This is a genomic window from Planosporangium thailandense, assembly GCF_011947195.1.
Taxonomy (GTDB): Bacteria; Actinomycetota; Actinomycetes; order Mycobacteriales; family Micromonosporaceae; genus Planosporangium; species Planosporangium thailandense.
In genome coordinates, this window is the sequence record NZ_JAATVY010000003.1 from 38,251 (window position 1) to 57,352 (window position 19,102).

Here is a 19,102-nt window from a genome sequence, read left to right on the forward strand (position 1 = left end):
GTGCCTGCCCAAGCTACCGGTTTAGCCCGGCTGACGATCAGTTCGCCACAGAGACGCGTCGATGTCGCGTTGCCCGACGCCGTGCCCGTCGCGGAGCTCCTGCCGGAGCTGCTCGCGCACGCCGGGGAGGGGTTGGCCGACGTCGGTGAGCGGCACGGCGGCTGGCTGCTGCGCCGCGCCGACGGGGCCGCGTTGTCACCCGGCTCGTCACTTTCCGTACAGGGCGTGCGCGACGGAGAGGTCCTGCACCTGGTGCCGGCCCGCACCGAGTGGCCGGAGCTCGAGTACGACGACGTCGTGGAGGCGATCGCCGCCGGCGCCCGCCGGTACGGGGCGGGGTGGAGCAGCCGGGCGAGCCGGCTGACGGGGCTCGCGGCGGCGGGGTTCGTCCTGGCGGTCGGGTTGATCGCTGTGCTGCGTGCCGGAGCGCCGTGGGCCGCCGCCGGGTTCGTCGCGCTGGGCGCCTGTGCCCTGCTGCTGATCGTCGGCGTGGTGGCGGCGCGCGCGTACGGCGACGGCCCGGTCGGCGCGACGCTCGCGGCGTACGCGCTGCCGTTCGGGTTCGTGGGCGGCCTGCTCGTGCTGCGGGACGACCGGGGCGGCCCGGACTCGTGGAATCTTCTCGTCGGATCCGCGGTGACGCTGCTCGTGGCGCTGCTCGGCACGGTCGCCGTCGGGTACGCGCTGCGCCTGTTCGTGGCCGGGGTGACCGCGGGTGTGCTGGGCGCGGTCGCGGCGCTGGTCGACCAGCTGACCTCGCCGGCGGGCGCCGCGGCCGCGCTGCTGGCCGTCCTGGTCGCCGGGATCGGCGGGCTGCCGCTGCTGGCGATCCGGCTCGGCAAGCTGCCGATGCCGGCCGTCACGCTGCCGGCCGATCTGTCCGCGGGTGGTCAGGGGCTGGAGCCGCAGCCGGACCGGCAGCGTGTGTTCGCGGCTGTCGCCCGTACCGACGAGATCCTCACCGGCATGCTGTTGGGGCTGACCGTCACCGGGGTCGCGTCGGCGTTCATGCTGTCGCGCACCCATGACCTCGCCGCGAGCCTGCTGATCGGCGTCGCGTCAGCGGCGCTGCTGCTCCGGGCGCGCCTGTTCGCGACGGTCCGCCAGCGGCTGTCGTTGATCGCGGCCGGGGTCGCCGGTTTCGTGCTGCTGGCCGCCGAGTACTTCGTCGCGCGCGGCGCGGGGATGGCGCTGATCGGCGCGCTGAGCGCGGCGGTCGTGGCGGTACTGGTCGCGACGGCCGGTGCGCGGTACGCCCGGCGGGCGCCGTCGCCCTACCTCGGCCGGGCCGCGGACGTGCTCGACGTGGTGTGTGTGGTGTCGGTGATCCCGATCGCCTGCGCCGTGCTCGGCCTGTACGGCCTGATCCGTTCGCTGGTCTCCTGAGGCGCTGTGCGGTCTCCTGAGGCGCTGTGCGCCAGGCGCCTCAGGAGACGCGCGGACCGGCGCTCACGGCGCCGATCCGCGCGCGCCAGGCTCAGTCGTGCGCCGGCTGTCCCTGGTCCTTCGGCTGTACGTGCACGCCCGGGTCGTGGTACGTGCCGTCCTCGATCCCCTGCCGGTAGCGCTCCCGCGACTCTTCGATCTCCGCCTCGGCGTCGTGGCGGCCGACCCAGGTCGCGCCCTCGACGCTCTTGCCCGGCTCGAGGTCCTTGTAGACCTCGAAGAAGTGCTGGATCTCCAGCCGGTCGAACTCGGGCAGGTGGTGGATGTCACGCAGGTGCTCCTGCCGCGGGTCCTCGGCCGGCACGCAGAGCACCTTGTCGTCGCCGCCCTTTTCGTCGGTCATGCGGAACATGCCGACGGCCCGGCACCGGATCAGGCAACCGGGGAACGTCGGCTCCTGGAGGAGCACCAGCGCGTCCAACGGGTCCCCGTCGTCGCCGAGCGTGCCCTCGATGTACCCGTAGTCCGCGGGGTACTGTGTCGCGGTGAAAAGAGTACGATCCAGGCGAATTCGCCCGGTGGCATGGTCCACCTCGTACTTGTTGCGCTGTCCCTTGGGGATTTCGACCGTGACGTCGAATTCCATAATCGGCTCCCTCTAGCTTGCCCCGTTGCGCCCGCAGGACAGTTCCCGCGACGACCATAACCACGCTTCAGTCGTTGACTAGTGTCCTTACCGTCGGCTGGCAAGTGGAGGGGAGGGTGCGATGGCGAGGCAAAGACCACAACTGCTGCGACGCTTGATCGTTACCGTGGTATGCCTGCTCTCCGCCGTGTTGGCCGCCGCCGGCACCGCGGCGTTCGCCCCTGACGCCGGAGCGCAGCTGATCGGCGCACCGAGCCGCACGTGGCACGCCGGCGCACCGGCCGTTCCGGCCCCCCCGGTTCTCGCCGGCGCCGGCAGCGCCGCCGCCGCGCCCGACCCGGCTGCGGTCGCCGCCAGCCTGGCCCCGCTGCTGCGCGATCCCGTGCTCGGCGGCCATCTCGACGCGTACGTCGCCGACGCCGTGACCGGCGCGCAACTGTTCGCCGAGAACCCGGACACCGCGGCCCTGCCCGCCTCGACCCTGAAGCTACTGACCGCGGAGGCCGTCCTCACCGCGCGCGGCCCGGCGTACCGGCTGGCCACCCGGGCGGTGGCCGGCGCCAACCCCGGCGAGGTGGTGCTGGTCGGCGGCGGTGACCCCACGCTCGCCGGGGGCGAGCGGCGTACCTTCGCCGAGGCGGCCCGGCTCGACGAGCTGGCGGCGCAGGTCAAGAAGGCGCTCGGCGGCACCGCACCGACCCGGGTCATCATCGACGCCTCGCTGTTCGGCCCGGCGACCACCGGCCCCGGCTGGGACAGCGACATCATCTCCAGCGGAAACTCCTCCGTGATCAGCTCGCTGATGATCGACGGCGGACGGTCCGCGCCGACCAGCCCGCACGGCCCCAGCCCGCGCGCGGCCGCGCCGGACCTCGCCGCCGGGCAGGCGTTCGCCGCCGCGCTCGGGCTGCCCGCCAGCGCGGTCACCGCGGGCACCGCTCCGACCGGCGCGGCCCAGCTCGGGGTGGTCGAGTCACCGCCGCTCGAGCGGCTGGTCGAGCTGATGCTCGTCGAAAGTGACAACGTCATCGCCGAGTGCCTGGCCCGGCAGGTGGCACTGGCCCGCAGCCAGCCGGCCACCTTCGAAGGTGCCGCGACCGCGATGCGCGCCGTCCTCGGCGAGCTGGGGCTGCCCGTCGACAAGCTGGTGCTGAGCGACGGCAGCGGGCTCTCCCGCAACGACCGGGTCACCCCGACGCTGCTGGCCGGCGCGCTGCTGCTCGCGGTCAAGCCGACGCACCCGCAGCTGCGCGTGGTCTTCTCCGGCATGCCGGTCGGCGGTTACTCCGGGACGCTGCGCGACCGGTACCGCAAACCGACCAACGGAGCCGCGGCGGCCGGCCTGGTCCGCGCCAAGACCGGCAGCCTGAGCGGGCTCAACTCGATCGCCGGCACGGTCGTCGACGCCGACGGCCGGCTCCTGGTGTTCGCCGTGATCGCGGATGCGTCACCGAACCTCGGCGGCATCCCTTCGCCGCCGCAGCAGGCCCTCGACCGGGTGGCGGCGGCCCTCGCGGGCTGCGGCTGCCACTGACCTGCGCGCCTGCCGCGGCCGACAGAAGCCGCCCCGTCGGACGGGATCGCGACGGGCGCGGCACGGGTACGGTGGTGGACATGGCGCAGCAGTTCGTCGACTGGGACCTGGCCGCGGCGACCGCCGCGACGCTGGGCCGCACCGGTCCACAGGTGTCCTACGACGAGGCTCTCGAGGTCGTCGCCGACCTGCGGAAGCTCACCGACGAGGCCGCCGGCCACGTCCTCGAGTACACCGGGCTGCGCCCGGTGGGGCCTGACCCGGGCGTACGGGTGGTCGACCGGCGCGACTGGGCGGCGACCAACATCGACGGGCTGAAGCAGGTGGTGACCCCGCTGGCCGAGCGGCTCATCGACGGCCGCCCGCCGGGACCGCTCGCCACCGCCATCGGCGGCCGGGTCACCGGCGTACAGGCCGGCACCGTGCTCGCCTACCTGTCCGGCCGGGTGCTGGGGCAGTACGAGGTCTTCTCCGCCGATCCGGGGCAGTTGCTGCTCGTCGCGCCCAACATCGTCGACGTGGAGCGCAAGCTCGGCGCCGACCCGCGCGACTTCCGGCTGTGGGTCTGCCTGCACGAGGTCACCCACCGCACCCAGTTCACGGCCGTACCGTGGCTGCGCGGGCACTTCCTCGGGGAGGTGCAGGCGTTCATCGACGCCGCGCAGCTCGACCGCGAGCAGCTGCTGGAGCGGCTGCGCAACGCGGTTTCGGCGCTGTCGGAGTCGGTGCGCGACCCGGAGAGCCGGGCCTCTGTGCTCGACCTGGTGCAGACGCCGGCCCAGCGGCGGGTGCTCGACCGGCTGACCGCGCTGATGACGCTGCTGGAGGGCCACGCCGAGTTCGTGATGGACGGCGTCGGGCCCCGGGTGGTGCCGTCGGTCGAGGCCATCCGTAGCAAGTTCAACCAGCGCCGGGAGGCGGCCAACCCGGTGGAGCGGGTGCTGCGCAGGCTCCTCGGTATCGAGGTGAAGCTGCGCCAGTACGCCGAGGGGCGCAAGTTCGTCCATTCCGTGGTGGACCGGGTCGGGATGGCCGAGTTCAACCGGGTCTGGGAATCCCCGCTCACCCTGCCGCGGCTGTCCGAGCTGACCGACCCGGACGCCTGGATCTCCCGCATCCGCGCCGAATCCGGCACCGACACCGGCGCCGACTCCGGTTCGTGATCGGATGGCCGCGCTCGCGCCGCCCGTAGCCGCGCTGCGGGTCGCCGTCCGCCGGGCGCTGGCCTGCCTCCCGTCGGGATCACTGGTCCTGGTCGCCTGCTCGGGCGGCGCCGACTCGCTGGCGCTCGCTGCCGCCGCCGCGTTCGTCGCGCCCCGGCAGCGGCTGCGCTGCGGCCTCGTCACGGTCGACCACCAGCTTCAGCCGGGCTCCGCCGACCGCGCCGAGGCCGTGGCGAAGTGGGGAAAAACCTTGGATCTCAGTCCCGTGGTGACGACGCGGGTCGAGGTGGGTGGGAGACCGGGAGGTCCCGAGGCGGCGGCCCGCGAGGCGCGCTACGACGCTCTGATCGACGTCGCGCGCCGTACCGGTGCCCGCGCGATCCTGCTCGGCCACACCCGCGATGACCAGGCCGAGACCGTACTGCTGGCGTTGGCGCGCGGCGCCGGCCCGCGGGGGCTGGCCGCGATGCCCGCCCGCCGCGAGGTCTCCGGCGTACTGCTGCTGCGGCCCCTGCTCGACGTACCGCGGGCGGACACGGCCGCCGCGTGCGAGGCGCTCGGGCTCGAACCGTGGCGGGACCCGCACAACACCGACCCCTCGTACGCCCGAGCCCGGGTAAGGGCGCTCCTACCGGCGCTCACCGAGGCGCTCGGCCCGGGGCTGGTGGGCAACCTCGCCCGCGCCGCGTCGCTCGCGGCCGCCGACACCGCAGTGCTCGACGCGCTCGCCGCCGACCTGGCCGCCGAGGCGGCCGACGGTGAGGGGGCCTTGCGGGTGGAGGTCCTGGCCGGACGGCCGGCGGCACTGCGTACCCGGGTGCTGCACGCCTGGGCCCGCCAGCTCGGCGCGAGCGGATCGGCGCTGTCCGCCCGCCACGTCGACGCGCTCGACGCGCTGATCACCCGGTGGCACGGCCAGGGGCCGGTGGCGCTCCCCGGTGGGCGGCGGGTGTCCCGGCTTGCCGGGCGACTGGTGCCGTTGCCGGACTAGGGTGCTGGTATGCCCTTGCCGCATCAGGGTCGCAAACCGGTGTACGCGCCGCGGGGCGCCGTCGCCACCAGCCAGCCGTTAGCTGCCGCCGCGGGGCTCGCGGTGCTGCGCCGCGGCGGCAACGCGGTCGACGCGGCGATCGCCACGGCCATCGCGCTGACCGTGGTGCAGCCCGGCTCCAACGACATCGGCAGCGACCTGTTCGCCCTGGTATGGGACGGGCGAGAACTGCACGGGTTGAACGCCTCCGGGCGCTCGCCGGCCGCGTTCACCCCGGAGGTGATCCGCGCGCGGAGCGCCGGCGCCGTCCCGTCCTCGGCGCTCGGCGGCGCGCAGGCCGTCGCGGCCGAGGTCGTACCCGAGCGGGGCTGGCTGCCGGTGACCGTGCCCGGTGCGCCGGCCGGCTGGCGCGACCTGCACGAGCGGTTCGGCGCCCTGCCGTTCGCGGACCTGTTCACCGATGCGATCGCGTACGCCGAGCACGGGTACCCGGTTTCGCCGACGGTGGCCGCCGGCTGGGACCGGGCGGTCCGGCTGCTGCACGCGGGCCTGCACGGCCCCGAGTTCGCCGAATGGTCGCGCGTGTTCGCGCCCGGCGGTCGGGCGCCCCGGGCGGGGGAGCGCTGGCGCAACCCGGATGCCGCCCGCACGCTGGGGCTGATCGCCGACAGCCGCGCGGAGGCGTTCTACGCAGGTGAGATCGCGGCGGCGATCGACCGCTTCGCGGCGGCCACCGGCGGCCTGCTCACCGCCGAGGACCTGGCCAAGCACACCTCGACCTGGGTGGAGCCGATCTCGACGAGCTACCGCGGGTACGACGTGTGGGAGATCCCGCCCAACGGCCAGGGCATCGCGGCGCTGCTGGCGCTCAACTCTCTCGAAGGGTACGACCCGGCCGGCGCGTCACTGGAGGAGCGGCTGCACCGGCAGATCGAGGCGATGAAGCTCGGCTTCGCGGACGCGCACGCGTACGTGGCCGACCCCGACGTCGCACCCGCACCGGTCGGCGCGCTGCTCGACAAGGCGTACGCGGCGCGGCGGCGCGCCCTGATCTCCGAGCGCGCGTCGGTGCCACCGCCCGGTGAGCCGCTGCGCGGCGGCACCGTCTACCTGTGCACTGCCGACGCCGACGGCATGATGGTCAGCCTCATCCAGTCCAACTACATGGGGTTCGGCTCCCACGTCGTGGTGCCGGGCACCGGGTTCACCCTGCAGAACCGGGGCGCCGGCTTCGCGCTCGAGGCCGGGCACCCCAACATCGCCGCGCCGGGCAAGCGGCCGTTCCACACGATCATTCCGGGCTTCCTTACCCGCGAGGGCGCGGCGGTGGGCCCGTTCGGGGTGATGGGCGGGCACATGCAGCCGCAGGGGCACGTACAGGTGGTGCTCGGATGCGTTGACGACCACCTGGATCCGCAGGAGGCCCTCGGCCGGCCCCGCTGGTACTGGCACACCGGTACCGAGGTGCGCGTCGAGCCGGGGATGGTCGCCGACGACGAGGGCCGGGCGGCGGTCGACGGGCTGCGTCGGCGCGGCCACGAGGTGACCGTGGCCGACCCGGTCGGCTTCGGGTTCGGCCAGGCGATCTGGCGGCTGCCCGACGGCGCCGGCTACGTGGCCGGCAGCGAGCCGCGCGCCGACGGCCAGGCCGTGGGGTACTGAGGGGCAGTACTAGGCGGCCCGGTCCCGGAAGGTCGTCCGGTATGCCTGGGGCGTGGCGCCGACCCGGCGGACGAAGTGGTGGCGCAGCATCGCGGCGGTGCCGAAGCCGGCCCGGGTGGCGATCGCGTCCACGCCGAGGTCGGTGTCCTCCAGCAGTCGGCGCGCGAGCAGCACCCGCTGGGTGGTCAGCCAGTCGTGTGGGGTGGCGCCGGTCTCGGCCCGGAAGCGGCGGGCGAACGTACGCGTGGACATGTGCGCCCGGGCGGCCAACGACTCGATCGTGTGGTCGGCGTCGAGCGTCGTGACCAACCACGACAGCAGCGGCTCCAGGGTCGGTGCGTCGGCGGTACGCGGTAGCGGCGCCTCCACGTACTGCGCCTGGCCGCCGTCGCGGTGCGGTGGCACGACCATGCGCCGGGCCAGCGCCGTAGCGACTCCCGCGCCGTGCTCCTGGCGGACCAGATGCAGGCACAGGTCGATGCCGGCCGCCGTACCGGCGCTGGTGAGGATGTTGTCCTCGGCCACGTAGAGCACGTTCGGGTCGATCCGGGCCCTGGGGTGGCGCCGGGCGAGCTCGTCGGCGAACCGCCAGTGGGTCGTGGCGCGCCGGCCGTCCAGCAGCCCCGCCTCCGCGAGCAGGAAGGCGCCGGAGCAGACCGACAGCACGTATGCGCCCCGGTCGGCGGCCCGCCGGAGCGCGGCGGTCACCGGCGGCGGCGCGGCGGTTCCGACCGGGTGGGCGGGCACGGCGACCAGGTCGGCCCGGTCGACCGGGCCGAGATCGGCGGTGGGGGTCAGTAGCCACCCCGAGGGGGTGCGCACCGGCGCGCCGTCGGGCGAGCACGTGTCGAACACGTAGCCGGGGAAGCCGTCGGCGGTCCGGTCGGTGCCGAAGACCTCGCAGAGCACACCCAGCTCGAACGGCGCGACGCCGTCGAGCACGATCACCGCGACCCGGTTCAGCATGCGGTCAGCGTACCCGAGTAGTGGCAGGAAATCGATGCACTATGGCTTTTCTGCCACTGTCGGGCCTGCGTACGGCGAGGGAAGCTTCTGATAACTCCGGTGCGCACCGGCCAAGACCACGGATGGAAGGTGTTGGCCGCCATGAGCCTGCTCGTACTGCTTGCTTTTCTGCTTCTCCTCGCCGTCGCCGCGGCCGCGGGCCTGACGGTCGACAGCCGCGACGGCGCCGACTGGGCCGCGACGGTCGACGGCCGACGGCAGCCGCCCGGTTCCTCTATGTGACGGTATGCGTGACCGGTGCGGTCGGTCCGCTTACGTGGTACCCCGGCTTCGGCCGGCTTCCGGGCATGCGGCAGGCTGGTCGCCATGGCCGAGGGCAACTGGCATGCCGCCGACATCGACCGGGTGATCGTCGGTGAGGATCAGATTCGCGACAAGGTCGACGAGCTCGCCAAACAGGTGGCCGCCGACTACGCGACGGCGGACTCCGTGCTACTGGTGGGCGTGCTGAAGGGTGCCGTGATGTTCATGGCAGACTTCGCTCGCGCACTGGGCCGGCATGGGCCGCCGGTGGAGATGGAGTTCATGGCCGTCTCGTCGTACGGCCAGGGCACGACCTCGTCCGGGGTCGTGCGCATCCTCAAAGACCTCGACAGCGACATCGCGGGCCGCCACGTCATCGTCGTGGAGGACATCGTCGACTCCGGACTCACCCTGTCCTGGCTGATGAAGTACCTCCAGAGTCGGCGGGCGGCCTCCGTCGAGGTGGTGGCGCTCCTGCGCAAGCCGGATGCGGTCAAGGTGACGGTCCCCGTCAAGTACGTCGGCTTCGACATCCCGAACGAGTTCGTCGTCGGGTACGGGCTGGACTACAGCGAGCGGTACCGCGAAGTGCCCTACGTCGGGGTGCTGCGCAAGAGCGTGTACGCCCAGAGCTGAACCGGCATTTCGGACTTGCGCCGCAATTCTCCGCAGGTAACTGGTTTCAACCCGGATTCGGTGGTTAGGGAACGGCCCACCACCTCTCCGGCGGAGACGGTGCTCGTCCGCGTCGCTTGCTAACACGGTGTACCGTCGAATAACCAGCGTCCCGCTGATGTGGCGGGCGCGGCCTCGCGTCGATACCGACCCGGCGTGAGCACTGTCTTCTGGGATCAGGAGGTGCCGGGCGCCGCACCGCGCCCGACAACGATATGGAACGGACCCGTTTCTTCCGCCGGCCAGTGGTCTGGTTCATCATTGTGATCCTCGGTGCCATTGCGGCGAGCACACTCTTCACCGGTGGGGCCACCTACAAGAAGGTCGACACCGCTCGGGCTCTCGCCGAGCTGCAGTCGGGCAACGTGAAGAAGGTCCTGGTCGAGGACAAGGAACAGACCATCGACCTGGACCTGAAGCAGAAGGTCGACAACACCGACAAGATCCAGGCGCAGGTTCCCGCCCTCGCCATGGGCACCATCTACAACGAGCTGAACACCCTGAAGTCCCAGGACAAGATCGCTAGCTGGGACACCAAGGTGACCAAGGACAGCGTCGTTGTCGGCCTGCTGTTCAACCTGCTGCCGATCGGCGTGCTCGTCGTCCTCCTGCTGCTGTTCATGTCGCAGATGCAGGGCGGTGGCTCGCGCGTTCTCAACTTCGGCAAGTCCAAGGCGAAGCTGATCTCCAAGGACACGCCCAAGACGACGTTCGCCGACGTGGCGGGCGCCGACGAGGCGGTCGAGGAGCTGCACGAGATCAAGGACTTCCTCCAGGCTCCGGCGAAGTACCAGGCGCTCGGCGCGAAGATCCCGAAGGGCGTTCTGCTCTACGGCCCGCCCGGCACCGGTAAGACGCTGCTGGCCCGTGCTGTCGCCGGCGAGGCGGGCGTGCCGTTCTACTCGATCTCCGGGTCGGACTTCGTCGAGATGTTCGTCGGTGTCGGCGCCTCCCGGGTCCGCGACCTGTTCGAGCAGGCCAAGACCAACGCCCCGGCGATCGTCTTCGTCGACGAGATCGACGCGGTCGGCCGCCACCGTGGCGCCGGCCTCGGCGGTGGTCACGACGAGCGCGAGCAGACCCTCAACCAGCTGCTCGTCGAGATGGACGGCTTCGACACCAAGGGCGGGGTCATCCTGATCGCCGCCACCAACCGGCCCGACATCCTCGACCCGGCGCTGCTGCGCCCCGGCCGTTTCGACCGGCAGATCGCGGTCGACCGCCCGGACATGGAGGGCCGCAAGGCGATCCTGCGGGTGCACGCCAAGGGCAAGCCGTTCGCTCCCGACGTCGACCTCGACTCGGTCGCCCGGCGTACCCCCGGCTTCACCGGCGCCGACCTGGCCAACGTCATCAACGAAGCGGCCCTGCTCGCCGCCCGGCTGGACAAGCGGGCGATCAGCAACGACCTGCTCGAAGAGGCGATCGACCGCGTCATTGCCGGCCCCGAGCGCCGTACCCGCGTGATGAGCGAGCACGAGAAGAAGGTCACCGCCTACCACGAGGGCGGTCACGCCCTGGTCGCCTGGGCGCTTCCGCACGCCGCGCCGGTGCACAAGGTGACGATCCTGTCCCGCGGCCGGTCGCTGGGCCACACGCTGGTGCTGCCGACCGAGGACAAGTACACCCAGACCAGGTCCGAGCTGATCGACACCCTGGCGTACGCGCTGGGCGGCCGGGCCGCCGAGGAGCTCGTCTTCCACGAGCCGACCACCGGCGCGGGCAACGACATCGAGAAGGCGACGAGCGTCGCCCACGCGATGGTCACCGAGTACGGCATGAGCTCGCGGCTGGGTGCCGTGAAGTACGGGCAGAACGACGGCGAGCCGTTCCTCGGCCGCACCATGGGCCACGAGCGCAACTACTCGGAGAAGGTCGCCGCCGACATCGACGCCGAGGTCCGCGGGCTGATCGAACTGGCGCACGACGAGGCGTGGGAGATCCTGGTCGAGTACCGGGACGTTCTCGACAGCATCGTCGAAGAGCTGATGGAGAAGGAAACGATCTCCCAGACGGACATGGCTCGGATCTGCGCCCGCGTGGTCAAGCGGCCGCCGATGGCCCCGTACAGCGGCAACGGCAAGCGCCGCCACCGGGATTTCCCGGCCGTGCCGACCACCGAGCTGGACGCCCTGCGCAAGCCGGCCGTGACGGGTGGGGACGACTCCGAGGAGGCGCGCGCGGGCGCCGCCGGTGGGGATTCCCCATTCTCGGCCGATAGATCGAACGGGGATGGCACGAACTGACCACCGTATCGGGCCCGACGCCGTCGGGCAGCTGCACTGAGCCCGAGTCCGACAGCTCGGTCGATTACGACGAATCGCTCGACTACCTGGCCGCCCGTCTCGTCAACGGGCGGCTGGGTGGTACGAGCGTGGAAAAGGCTGTCGACCTGCCGCGGATCGAGGCAGCTGTCCGGGAGATCTTGCTCGCGGTCGGCGAGGACCCGGATCGGGACGGCCTCAAGCGCACGCCGGCCCGGGTCGCGCGGGCGTACGCCGAGCTGTTCGCCGGGCTGCGGGTCGACCCGGCCCAGGTGCTCACCACGACCTTCGAAGCCAATCACGAAGAAATGGTGCTCGTCCGTGACATCGAGGTGATGAGCCTCTGCGAGCACCACCTGCTGCCGTTCCACGGGGTGGCCCACATCGGCTACATCCCGGGGGCGGATGGGCGGATCACCGGTCTGTCGAAGCTGGCCCGGCTGGTCGAGGTGTACGCCCGGCGGCCGCAGGTGCAGGAGCGGCTCACGACCCAGATCGCCGAGCTTCTGATGAAGCAGCTCGAACCGCGTGGTGTGATCGCGGTGCTGGAGTGCGAGCACATGTGCATGGCGATGCGCGGCGTCCAGAAGGGCGGCTCGCGCACCATCACGTCCGCCGTTCGCGGGCTGCTCCGCGACGACGCGAAGACCCGCGCCGAGGCGATGAGCCTGATCCTGCAGCGCTGACTCCGATTTTCAATCTTGGGGAGTTTGACGCCGAATACGGTGTCAAACTCCCCAAGATCTTTCTTGTTGCCGGTTAGCGCAACCGCGACCCGGCAGTACGGCCTTGATCCGGTACGGGTGTGGAAAGCTACCCACCGGCTGAATCGAAGCGCCTCGACGTTTGGGGGTGATGCGCGGGGTTTCCCACTGTTGATCGGCACATTGTCGGTGCTGGCTTGTTTCCGTAGTTCGGGGAGGAATGCGGATGAAGATCCTGCTGCTCGTGTCGAGCTTCAACGGCCTCACGCAACGTACCTGGTGTGCTCTCCGCGAATCCGGCCACGACGTAGGTGTCGAACTGGCCGTCGACGAATCCACCATGATCAGCGGCGTCGAAGCCGCCAAACCGGATCTCGTACTCTGCACCTTCCTCAAGCAACGCGTCCCGGCCCGAATCTGGCAGGCCTGGCGAACCATCATCATCCACCCCGGCCCGGTCGGCGACCGTGGCCCGTCCTCACTGGACCACGCGATCATGAAGGGCGTACCCGTGTGGGGCGTCACCGCGCTCCAGGCCGTGGAAGAAATGGACGCCGGCCCGATCTGGGCCACCCGTACCTTCCCGATGCCCGCCGAAGCGCCCCGCAAGTCGGTCCTCTACAACGGTCCGGTCGCGGACGCGGCGCTGGAGTGCGTACGCGAAGTCGTCGACAAAGCGGCCGACCCGGCGTTCTCGCCGACACCGCTCGTCGCCGCGCCCAGGCCGGTACCCGGCACGGGGTTCGAACCCCTCCTGCGCCTGGAGGACCGGGCGTTCGGCTGGGACGACGACCCGGAGATCATCGTGCGGCGTATCCGTGCCGCCGACGGCTTCCCCGGGGTACGGACGGAGGTCGCCGGCGTTGCGGTCAACGCCTTCGACGCCTACCCAGGGGACCGGGCTGGACGACCCGGCGAGGTGCTCGCCCACCACGAGGGTTCCGTGCTTGTCGGTACCGGACGCGGCAGCGTCTGGCTCGGCCATCTGAAGAGACCGGGCGGGGTCAAACTACCCGCGACGATGGTGCTGCGGGGCAGGCTTCGCGGGATACCCAGGGCGAAGACAGGGCCGTACCAGCAGGTCAGATACGAACGTCAGGACGACATCGGCGTCCTGACGTTCTGTTTTTACAACGGCGCGATGTCCACCCGGCAGTGCCGGCACCTCGCCGCCGGCCTGCGGTACGCGTTGAGCCAGGACACGCGGGTACTCGTGGTCCGCAGCGACGACTCCGTTTACAGCAACGGGATCCACCTGGGCGTCATCGAGGCCGCCGCGGACCCGGCCGGCGAAGCGTGGGCCAACATCCGGGAGATCAATGCGGTCTGCCGGCGCATCATCACCGCGTCCAACCAGACCGTCATCTCCGCGTACGCCGGAAACGCCGGCGCCGGCGGGGCGATGCTGGGGCTCGGGGCCGATGTCCTGGTCGCCCGCGCCGGTGTCGTGCTCAATCCGTACTACGACATGGGGCTGTTCGGCTCCGAACTGCATACGTACACGCTGCCGCTGCGGGTGGGCGCCGACATGGCCGCACGGCTGACCAGCCAACGTCTACCCGTGGACGCGGTACAGGCGCGCTCGATCGGTTTGATCGACGAGGTCGGGCCACGGGAGCCGGAGGAGTTCGCCGGCTGGCTGCACGACATCGCCGTCGAGCAGAGCGACGCCCGCCCATGGCGGTCCACATTGGAGGCAAAGGCCGAGCGGGTCCGGACGGCGACCAGACCGCTGTCCTACTACGAGATCAGAGAACTGGCCGAGATGGCCAGCGACATGTTCAACGACCGGAACGGGTTCGCGGCCGCCCGGCACCGCTTCATCTACAAGGAGAAGCCGGACAGTACGCCGGCGAAGCTCGCCCCGCACCGCCAACTCGCGATCGCCGCGGCGTAGCCGGTACCGGCGGGGAGCGGGTGGTCCACTCCCCGCCGGCTCAGCGCTCGTTTCCGCGGTGGCCGACTCAGAGGCGGTGAAACCAGTGCGGTTTGTCGATAGGCTCGGTCCGTGAGCGACGCGCCGAAGCCGCCCGAGCCGTCATACCGGCCGGAGATCGGCGGTGACACGCCCGATGCTCCGGCTGCCGCGTCCACCGAACCGGGGACCGCATCGGAAGTGCGATCCCCACGTCGCCGTGGGCGTACGGTCGGCATCGTCCTGGCCGTTGTGCTCGGCGCGCTCGGTGCGCTGTGTGTGGGTGGCGCGGGTGTGGGCTTCTTCTGGTACCGGCAGGTCAGCGAGCCTGACCGCAGCACTCCAACCGTGGCGGTGGACCAGTACCTGAACGCGACCTTCATTGCCCGCGACGATGGTCGAGCCCGGCTGTTCACCTGTAAAGCCCCCGAGTCAATCAGCGAGGCGCAGAGTCTCCTTCACGACGTCCAGCAGAAGGAGCGGCAGTTCGGCGTCCATATCGCAGTGAGCTGGGAATCGCTGAAGGCGTCAACTGCCGGTGATTCGGCCACTGTGAATGGCGTCGTGCGGCTCAATACGACGATTCAGGGTAATCCGCAAGAGGAAATCCAGCATTGGCAGTTCGCGGTCTCCCACCGCTCAGGTTGGCGGGTTTGCGACGCACGCAGGACCGACTGACCTATTCCAGCCATAGCAGGTGGACGGGCACCTCGAGGGTCTCTGGAACCTTGCCGCTCCACGCCCACCGGTACCAGTCGAGCTCCCTCGCCACCCGGACACAGATGTCGCCATCGCCGCTTGCGTAGGGCTCGGTCACGGCTCGTAGGTCCCGCTGGTGATCGCCGCCGTTCGCTCTCACCATGCGTCGACCGGTAAGTGAAGCGACCTCGCGTGCGGGGACCGGACTGCGAGGAGGCGGCGCATCGAGCGACACGAGCCGCGAGACCAGGTCCGTCGCCGCTCGCCGTCCCGGAGACGGGTCGCTCATCACCGTTTCGACCCACACCCGTTCAACGGGTACCAGCGGAGCGAACGCCTCGATCTGTTCCGCCTCCGCCCGGTACCACTCCTGCTCGGGAAGCACCGGCACGTAGGTACGGCTGCCCTGCACCACCGGCGAGTCGGCTCTCATGTCAGCCCGCCAGCCCAATCCGGGAAAGCCGATGATGACGCGGCGACCGCGGACAGACCGCTGATGCGCGGCGGGCAGCGGCACGACCGGTGCCGGCGATGGTACGGACAGGGCCTCGAAATCCCAGTTGGGGAGCGGCTCGGTCACGGCGACGGTGCTCCGCTCGGTGCCGTCACTCCAAGGGGGACGCCCATCTGCTGCATGAACGGCACCGGGTCGATAGCGCCGTTGTTGCTGGAGTCTCCGTTGAGGTGTACTTCGAAGTGAAGATGCGGCCCGGACGAGTTGCCGCTCGAACCGGAGTAGCCGATCAGCTGGCCGGCCGTGACGGTCTGCCCCACCGTGACCTCCGGCCGGCGCACCATGTGGCAGTACCGGGTGATGACGTTGCCGGCGTGCAGGATCTCGACGTACCAACCACATCCACCGATCGCTGTTGAGCCGTCGATGTTGCAGCTCCACGGTCCGCCGTTGGACGTATGTGCGTTGCACTCGGCGGTGATGACCACTCCGGCCGACGCGGCGTGCACTTCGGTGCCCTTGGCGACGGCGAGGTCGACGCCGAAGTGGCTCGGACGATCGGGAGTGCGGAAGCCCGAGACTATGTGCGCACTGACCGGGACGGTCCAGCCCGACGCCGAGATTTCGCCGGGGAACACGCACCGCAGATTGACCAGGGATCCCGCCGCACGCGCGGCGCCGTCGGCGAGCTTGTTGACGATCGACGCCGCGAGGCTCTCGTGTTTGGCGTACGCGTCCGGGTACGCGCTGCGCTGCACCGCTTGTGCCGCGTCGGTCAGCCGCATCTTGTCCCAGTCGTGAATCGCGACGAGGTGTTCGTAGAACTTCCGGGAGGAGTACTGCGGGTCCATGATCTGCTCAGGCGATCCCCAACCCTGACTCGGTCGTTGCTGGAACAGACCGAGCGAGTCGTGGTCATTTCTCGCGCCCAGGTAGCCCAGATTCGTCAGTACCGACTCTTGCAGCGCCGTGGCGATGGCGATGACCCAACCCCGGGGCGGCACGTTCATCTTCTGGCCGACGGCGATGATGGTCGCCGCGTTCCGCATCTGGGCATCGTCGAGCGAGCCGATCCGATCGAACGTGTGGTTCGGGTCGACGACGAGCCCCTTCTTGCCGCAGTCCGCACCAAAGGCCTGCGAGGTGGTGGACCCGTTCAAGCCGTCCAGGAAGAACGCCGCCGAGCCGCCGCCGCAGCACAGGAGGGCGAGCGCCGCGGCCAGCGCGACGACCAGGCCGATTCGGGCTCGTCTGGGCTCGTTCGATTCCGCCGTCATGACCGCTCCCAGTCCACCCCGTCGACCAGCCATCGGCCGTTGGTCGAGATGAGCCGCAGGATGACCGTCCCGGAGTCCACCGGTACGGTCGCCTCTACGAACCGGGCGGACCCGTTCTGCACGGTCACCTGGCCGGTGATCCGCTGAGCGGGCACCCCGGCGGGATCGGTGCTCTTGAGCTTGTCGCGCAGCGCAGCCGTGGCGTGCTTGGCGAAGCCCGCACGCCACTGTTCCGCGGTCACGCCGGTGTGGTTGAGCCACTCCTGAACGAAGTCGGTTGCCACGGTGGCAGGATCGGCCGCACCTGGGCTGGTGACCGGAGGTGCCGGGCTATCGGGAATTAGTAGGCTGTCATCTCCCGCGGTCGGGTCGACGCTGCTGCTGGTTGACGGCTCGACCGCGGGTCCCAACGTCGTTGCCTGGTAAGGACCCGCAACCGCGCGGGTGATGCCGACGACGGCGAGCACGAGCAGCGCCAGGACGAGGGCAACGCCGTAGCGTGTGCCGAGCAGTCGCAGAACCGGGCGCATCTCATCTCACCTGGGCGTCTTCGTTGACTCCGACCGTCTGATCGAGGTCGCGGGTACCGATACCTCTCCCGCGTCGGGCCGGTAGACCGTGTAGGTCGGCGGGGCGTCAGCCACGTCCGGCTCCGTCCAGTGCTGGCTGGATTCGGCCCGGGGGCGACGGGGTGCGGGGGTGTTCGTGGCCGCAGCCGGCTCCGGCCTGACCGAACTCTCCGGACGCTCGGCCTGCGCGGGATCGGCCGTGACACCGGTGCCGGCGGCCACCACCGACTCGCTGCGGGACTCAGGTCGTTGGCTGATCTGCGCTGGTGTGCCGCGCCGGCCGAAGACCGGCTCGTTGGTACCGCCCTCTTCGATGAGGCGCAGCGCCGCAGCTTGCCGGACATCCCGGAAGAACAGTCGGTGCCAACTCCCGACCGAGGTGACCGCCCGCGAGGAGTCCTTGCCGCCGAGCTGCGTGATCCTGCGGTACGGCCGCAGCAGCAGCCAACCGACGACCCCGGTCAGCCAGATCAGCACGACCTGGAGCCAACCGGGCAGAGACGCGGTACTCATGACGAGATCGACGGCGAAGAGGTAGATCGCCGCGCCCGTACCGAAGATGACGATATTGAAGACGGCCGCCACCACCGCGTTGGCCAGCCGGCGCAGACCACCGCTGGCGGGACGGAGCAGACCGACCGTGCCCAGAACCGGCGCGGCGATCACCGCCCAGCGGAATATGAGGAACCCGAGAAGCACCAGGATCGACGCGGTGATGTCGAACATCGCGAAGAAAAGCGACGCCAGGATCGAGATGAAGCCGGCACCGATGCGCTCCATGCCCTGCGTCCCTTGCAGGTACTGGTACGCCTCCGGGTCGTCGCTCTTGATCTGCTCGGCGACCTTCATCCAGTTCGTCTGCTTACGGTCAATGATGAGCTGACGGCGCTTTGGATCGTCCCGAATGTCTTTGACTTCTCCCCAGGTAAATGATTTGGCGTCGTACAGAACCGGCCCGTACTTGATGGCGGTCGGACTGTCCGCGGATCCCAGTTCTCCGCGGAGCCAGTTTCGATACAACATCCCATCGGTTGCCGTGTCGCTCGCTCGAAGTGCCGGCGGCCGATGGTCTTTGCACGCTTCCGGGGTAAATGCGCAGTTACCAGGCGCGGAATCGTGCGACGGCGGTCCGACGGCGTCGTGGATAACGCCGAGCGACCCGATCAGCGTCTTGTCGGCCAGGTTGGCCGACCACGTCGGCCAGTGGGCGATGGCGGTGATGACCACCATCACGAGGACGGCCCAACCGGCCGTCGTCATCGCGTTGGACAGGTCCGACTGGCGGGAGCGCCAGAGCAGGTACAGGCCGATGACCGCCAGGGTGATCGCGCCGAAGACGGTGAAGACCTTCTGGTAGACGGCCTTCGTCGCCCGCTCGACCAGCGGATCTGCCCAACCCCACATGGACTTCGGGTTCCAGGCGCGTTCCCGCAGTGCGTTCGAGGCGCCGATGATCGAGGTTGCGATCATGAACTCGCCGTTGGCCACGGTGTTCTCGAACTTGTAGTCCGGATGCATGAGCGTCTGCGCGCATCCGATGTCGTACGTCGTGTAGTCGTATCCGGCGTAGCCGTACCGGGTGTAGAGACCCTTGGGGCCCGGCTGGTCGTACGCGTCGGGCCGCGAGGCGAACCAGCCGGCCATTCCGGAGTCGGGCGCCTCGGGCGTCGGTGCCATCACGCACTGGATCCGCGACTGGCTGAGGTCCTTGAGTTGCCCCACGCACTTGTCGAAGTTGGCGGGGTTGCGCCACTCGTCGGTGGTACACAGTGAGCCGGTCACGTCTGCCAGCGGTGCCGCCGCGGCCGGACGGACCCCACCGAACAGGGTCGCCACGGCGCCCACGAGCACGGCCAGCACCAGCGACGCCATCCGGTGCTGGAGCTTCGCCTCC

At 70.4% G+C, this 19,102-nt stretch carries 17 protein-coding genes; 11 read left to right on the plus strand and 6 right to left on the minus strand.

The window, feature by feature from the left end; all coding sequences use genetic code 11:
- Complete coding sequence (gene eccD / locus HC031_RS05525; protein WP_167924096.1) at nucleotides 1–1,386, plus strand: type VII secretion integral membrane protein EccD; 1,386 nt, start codon at nucleotides 1–3, stop codon at nucleotides 1,384–1,386.
- Nucleotides 1,387–1,477: 91 nt separating this feature from the next.
- Here eccD and HC031_RS05530 read toward each other — a convergent pair whose 3' ends face one another.
- Nucleotides 1,478–2,032 carry an inorganic diphosphatase gene (locus HC031_RS05530; RefSeq protein WP_240942161.1) on the minus strand — a complete coding sequence of 185 codons (555 nt, stop codon included), beginning with the start codon at nucleotides 2,030–2,032 and terminating at the stop codon, nucleotides 1,478–1,480.
- 121 nt (nucleotides 2,033–2,153) lie between these two features.
- Between HC031_RS05530 and dacB the strand changes: the two genes are divergently transcribed.
- The 4 genes from dacB (at nucleotide 2,154) to HC031_RS05550 (ending at nucleotide 7,382) form a co-directional block, all read left to right on the plus strand.
- Nucleotides 2,154–3,566, plus strand: coding sequence for a D-alanyl-D-alanine carboxypeptidase/D-alanyl-D-alanine endopeptidase (gene dacB / locus HC031_RS05535; RefSeq protein WP_167924097.1), 1,413 nt, complete (start codon nucleotides 2,154–2,156; stop codon nucleotides 3,564–3,566).
- Between the two features lie 80 nt (nucleotides 3,567–3,646).
- Entirely contained in the window at nucleotides 3,647–4,729 is a 1,083-nt protein-coding gene (locus HC031_RS05540) for a zinc-dependent metalloprotease (RefSeq protein ID WP_167924098.1), read from the plus strand.
- 4 nt (nucleotides 4,730–4,733) lie between these two features.
- Entirely contained in the window at nucleotides 4,734–5,720 is a 987-nt protein-coding gene (gene tilS, locus HC031_RS05545) for a tRNA lysidine(34) synthetase TilS (RefSeq protein WP_167924099.1), read from the plus strand.
- A 9-nt stretch (nucleotides 5,721–5,729) separates the two neighbouring features.
- Complete coding sequence (locus HC031_RS05550; RefSeq protein WP_167924100.1) at nucleotides 5,730–7,382, plus strand: gamma-glutamyltransferase family protein; 1,653 nt, start codon at nucleotides 5,730–5,732, stop codon at nucleotides 7,380–7,382.
- 9 nt (nucleotides 7,383–7,391) lie between these two features.
- On the opposite strand, the gene HC031_RS05555 is transcribed toward HC031_RS05550, so the two are convergent.
- The gene (locus HC031_RS05555) at nucleotides 7,392–8,348 is read right to left on the minus strand and encodes a GlxA family transcriptional regulator (RefSeq protein ID WP_167924101.1); all 957 of its coding nucleotides are present in this window, start codon (nucleotides 8,346–8,348) and stop codon (nucleotides 7,392–7,394) included.
- Nucleotides 8,349–8,489: 141 nt separating this feature from the next.
- On the opposite strand from HC031_RS05555, the gene HC031_RS05560 reads away from it, so the two are divergent.
- From HC031_RS05560 to HC031_RS05585, 6 genes are all read left to right on the plus strand, one after another.
- Complete coding sequence (locus HC031_RS05560) at nucleotides 8,490–8,630, plus strand: hypothetical protein (RefSeq protein WP_167924102.1); 141 nt, start codon at nucleotides 8,490–8,492, stop codon at nucleotides 8,628–8,630.
- An 84-nt stretch (nucleotides 8,631–8,714) separates the two neighbouring features.
- On the plus strand, nucleotides 8,715–9,287 hold the full coding sequence (hpt, locus tag HC031_RS05565; protein ID WP_167924103.1) for a hypoxanthine phosphoribosyltransferase: 573 nt from the start codon (nucleotides 8,715–8,717) through the stop codon (nucleotides 9,285–9,287).
- 254 nt (nucleotides 9,288–9,541) lie between these two features.
- On the plus strand, nucleotides 9,542–11,572 hold the full coding sequence (ftsH, locus tag HC031_RS05570; protein ID WP_167924104.1) for an ATP-dependent zinc metalloprotease FtsH: 2,031 nt from the start codon (nucleotides 9,542–9,544) through the stop codon (nucleotides 11,570–11,572).
- A gap of 86 nt (nucleotides 11,573–11,658) precedes the next feature.
- The gene (gene folE / locus HC031_RS05575; RefSeq protein ID WP_167924438.1) at nucleotides 11,659–12,276 is read left to right on the plus strand and encodes a GTP cyclohydrolase I FolE; all 618 of its coding nucleotides are present in this window, start codon (nucleotides 11,659–11,661) and stop codon (nucleotides 12,274–12,276) included.
- 244 nt (nucleotides 12,277–12,520) lie between these two features.
- On the plus strand, nucleotides 12,521–14,191 hold the full coding sequence (locus HC031_RS05580; RefSeq protein ID WP_167924105.1) for an enoyl-CoA hydratase-related protein: 1,671 nt from the start codon (nucleotides 12,521–12,523) through the stop codon (nucleotides 14,189–14,191).
- Between the two features lie 111 nt (nucleotides 14,192–14,302).
- Nucleotides 14,303–14,887 (plus strand): Rv0361 family membrane protein, encoded by a 585-nt coding sequence (locus HC031_RS05585; protein ID WP_167924106.1) that lies wholly within the window; start codon nucleotides 14,303–14,305, stop codon nucleotides 14,885–14,887.
- A gap of 1 nt (nucleotide 14,888) precedes the next feature.
- On the opposite strand, the gene HC031_RS05590 is transcribed toward HC031_RS05585, so the two are convergent.
- The 4 genes from HC031_RS05590 to HC031_RS05605 are packed head-to-tail and all read right to left on the minus strand — an operon-like array spanning nucleotide 14,889 to nucleotide 19,080.
- A complete protein-coding gene (locus HC031_RS05590; RefSeq protein WP_167924107.1) occupies nucleotides 14,889–15,488 on the minus strand; it encodes a hypothetical protein in 600 nt (199 codons plus the stop codon).
- A complete protein-coding gene (locus HC031_RS05595) occupies nucleotides 15,485–16,639 on the minus strand; it encodes a M23 family metallopeptidase (RefSeq protein WP_167924108.1) in 1,155 nt (384 codons plus the stop codon). The genes HC031_RS05590 and HC031_RS05595 overlap by 4 nt, the downstream gene beginning before the upstream one ends.
- Nucleotides 16,636–17,169 carry a hypothetical protein gene (locus HC031_RS05600; protein ID WP_167924109.1) on the minus strand — a complete coding sequence of 178 codons (534 nt, stop codon included), beginning with the start codon at nucleotides 17,167–17,169 and terminating at the stop codon, nucleotides 16,636–16,638. Before HC031_RS05600 ends, HC031_RS05595 begins: the two co-directional genes overlap by 4 nt.
- Before the next feature lie 6 nt (nucleotides 17,170–17,175).
- Nucleotides 17,176–19,080: an MFS transporter gene (locus HC031_RS05605; protein WP_167924440.1), complete on the minus strand. Its 1,905-nt coding sequence runs from the start codon at nucleotides 19,078–19,080 to the stop codon at nucleotides 17,176–17,178.
- Between the last annotated feature and the right edge of the window lie 22 nt (nucleotides 19,081–19,102).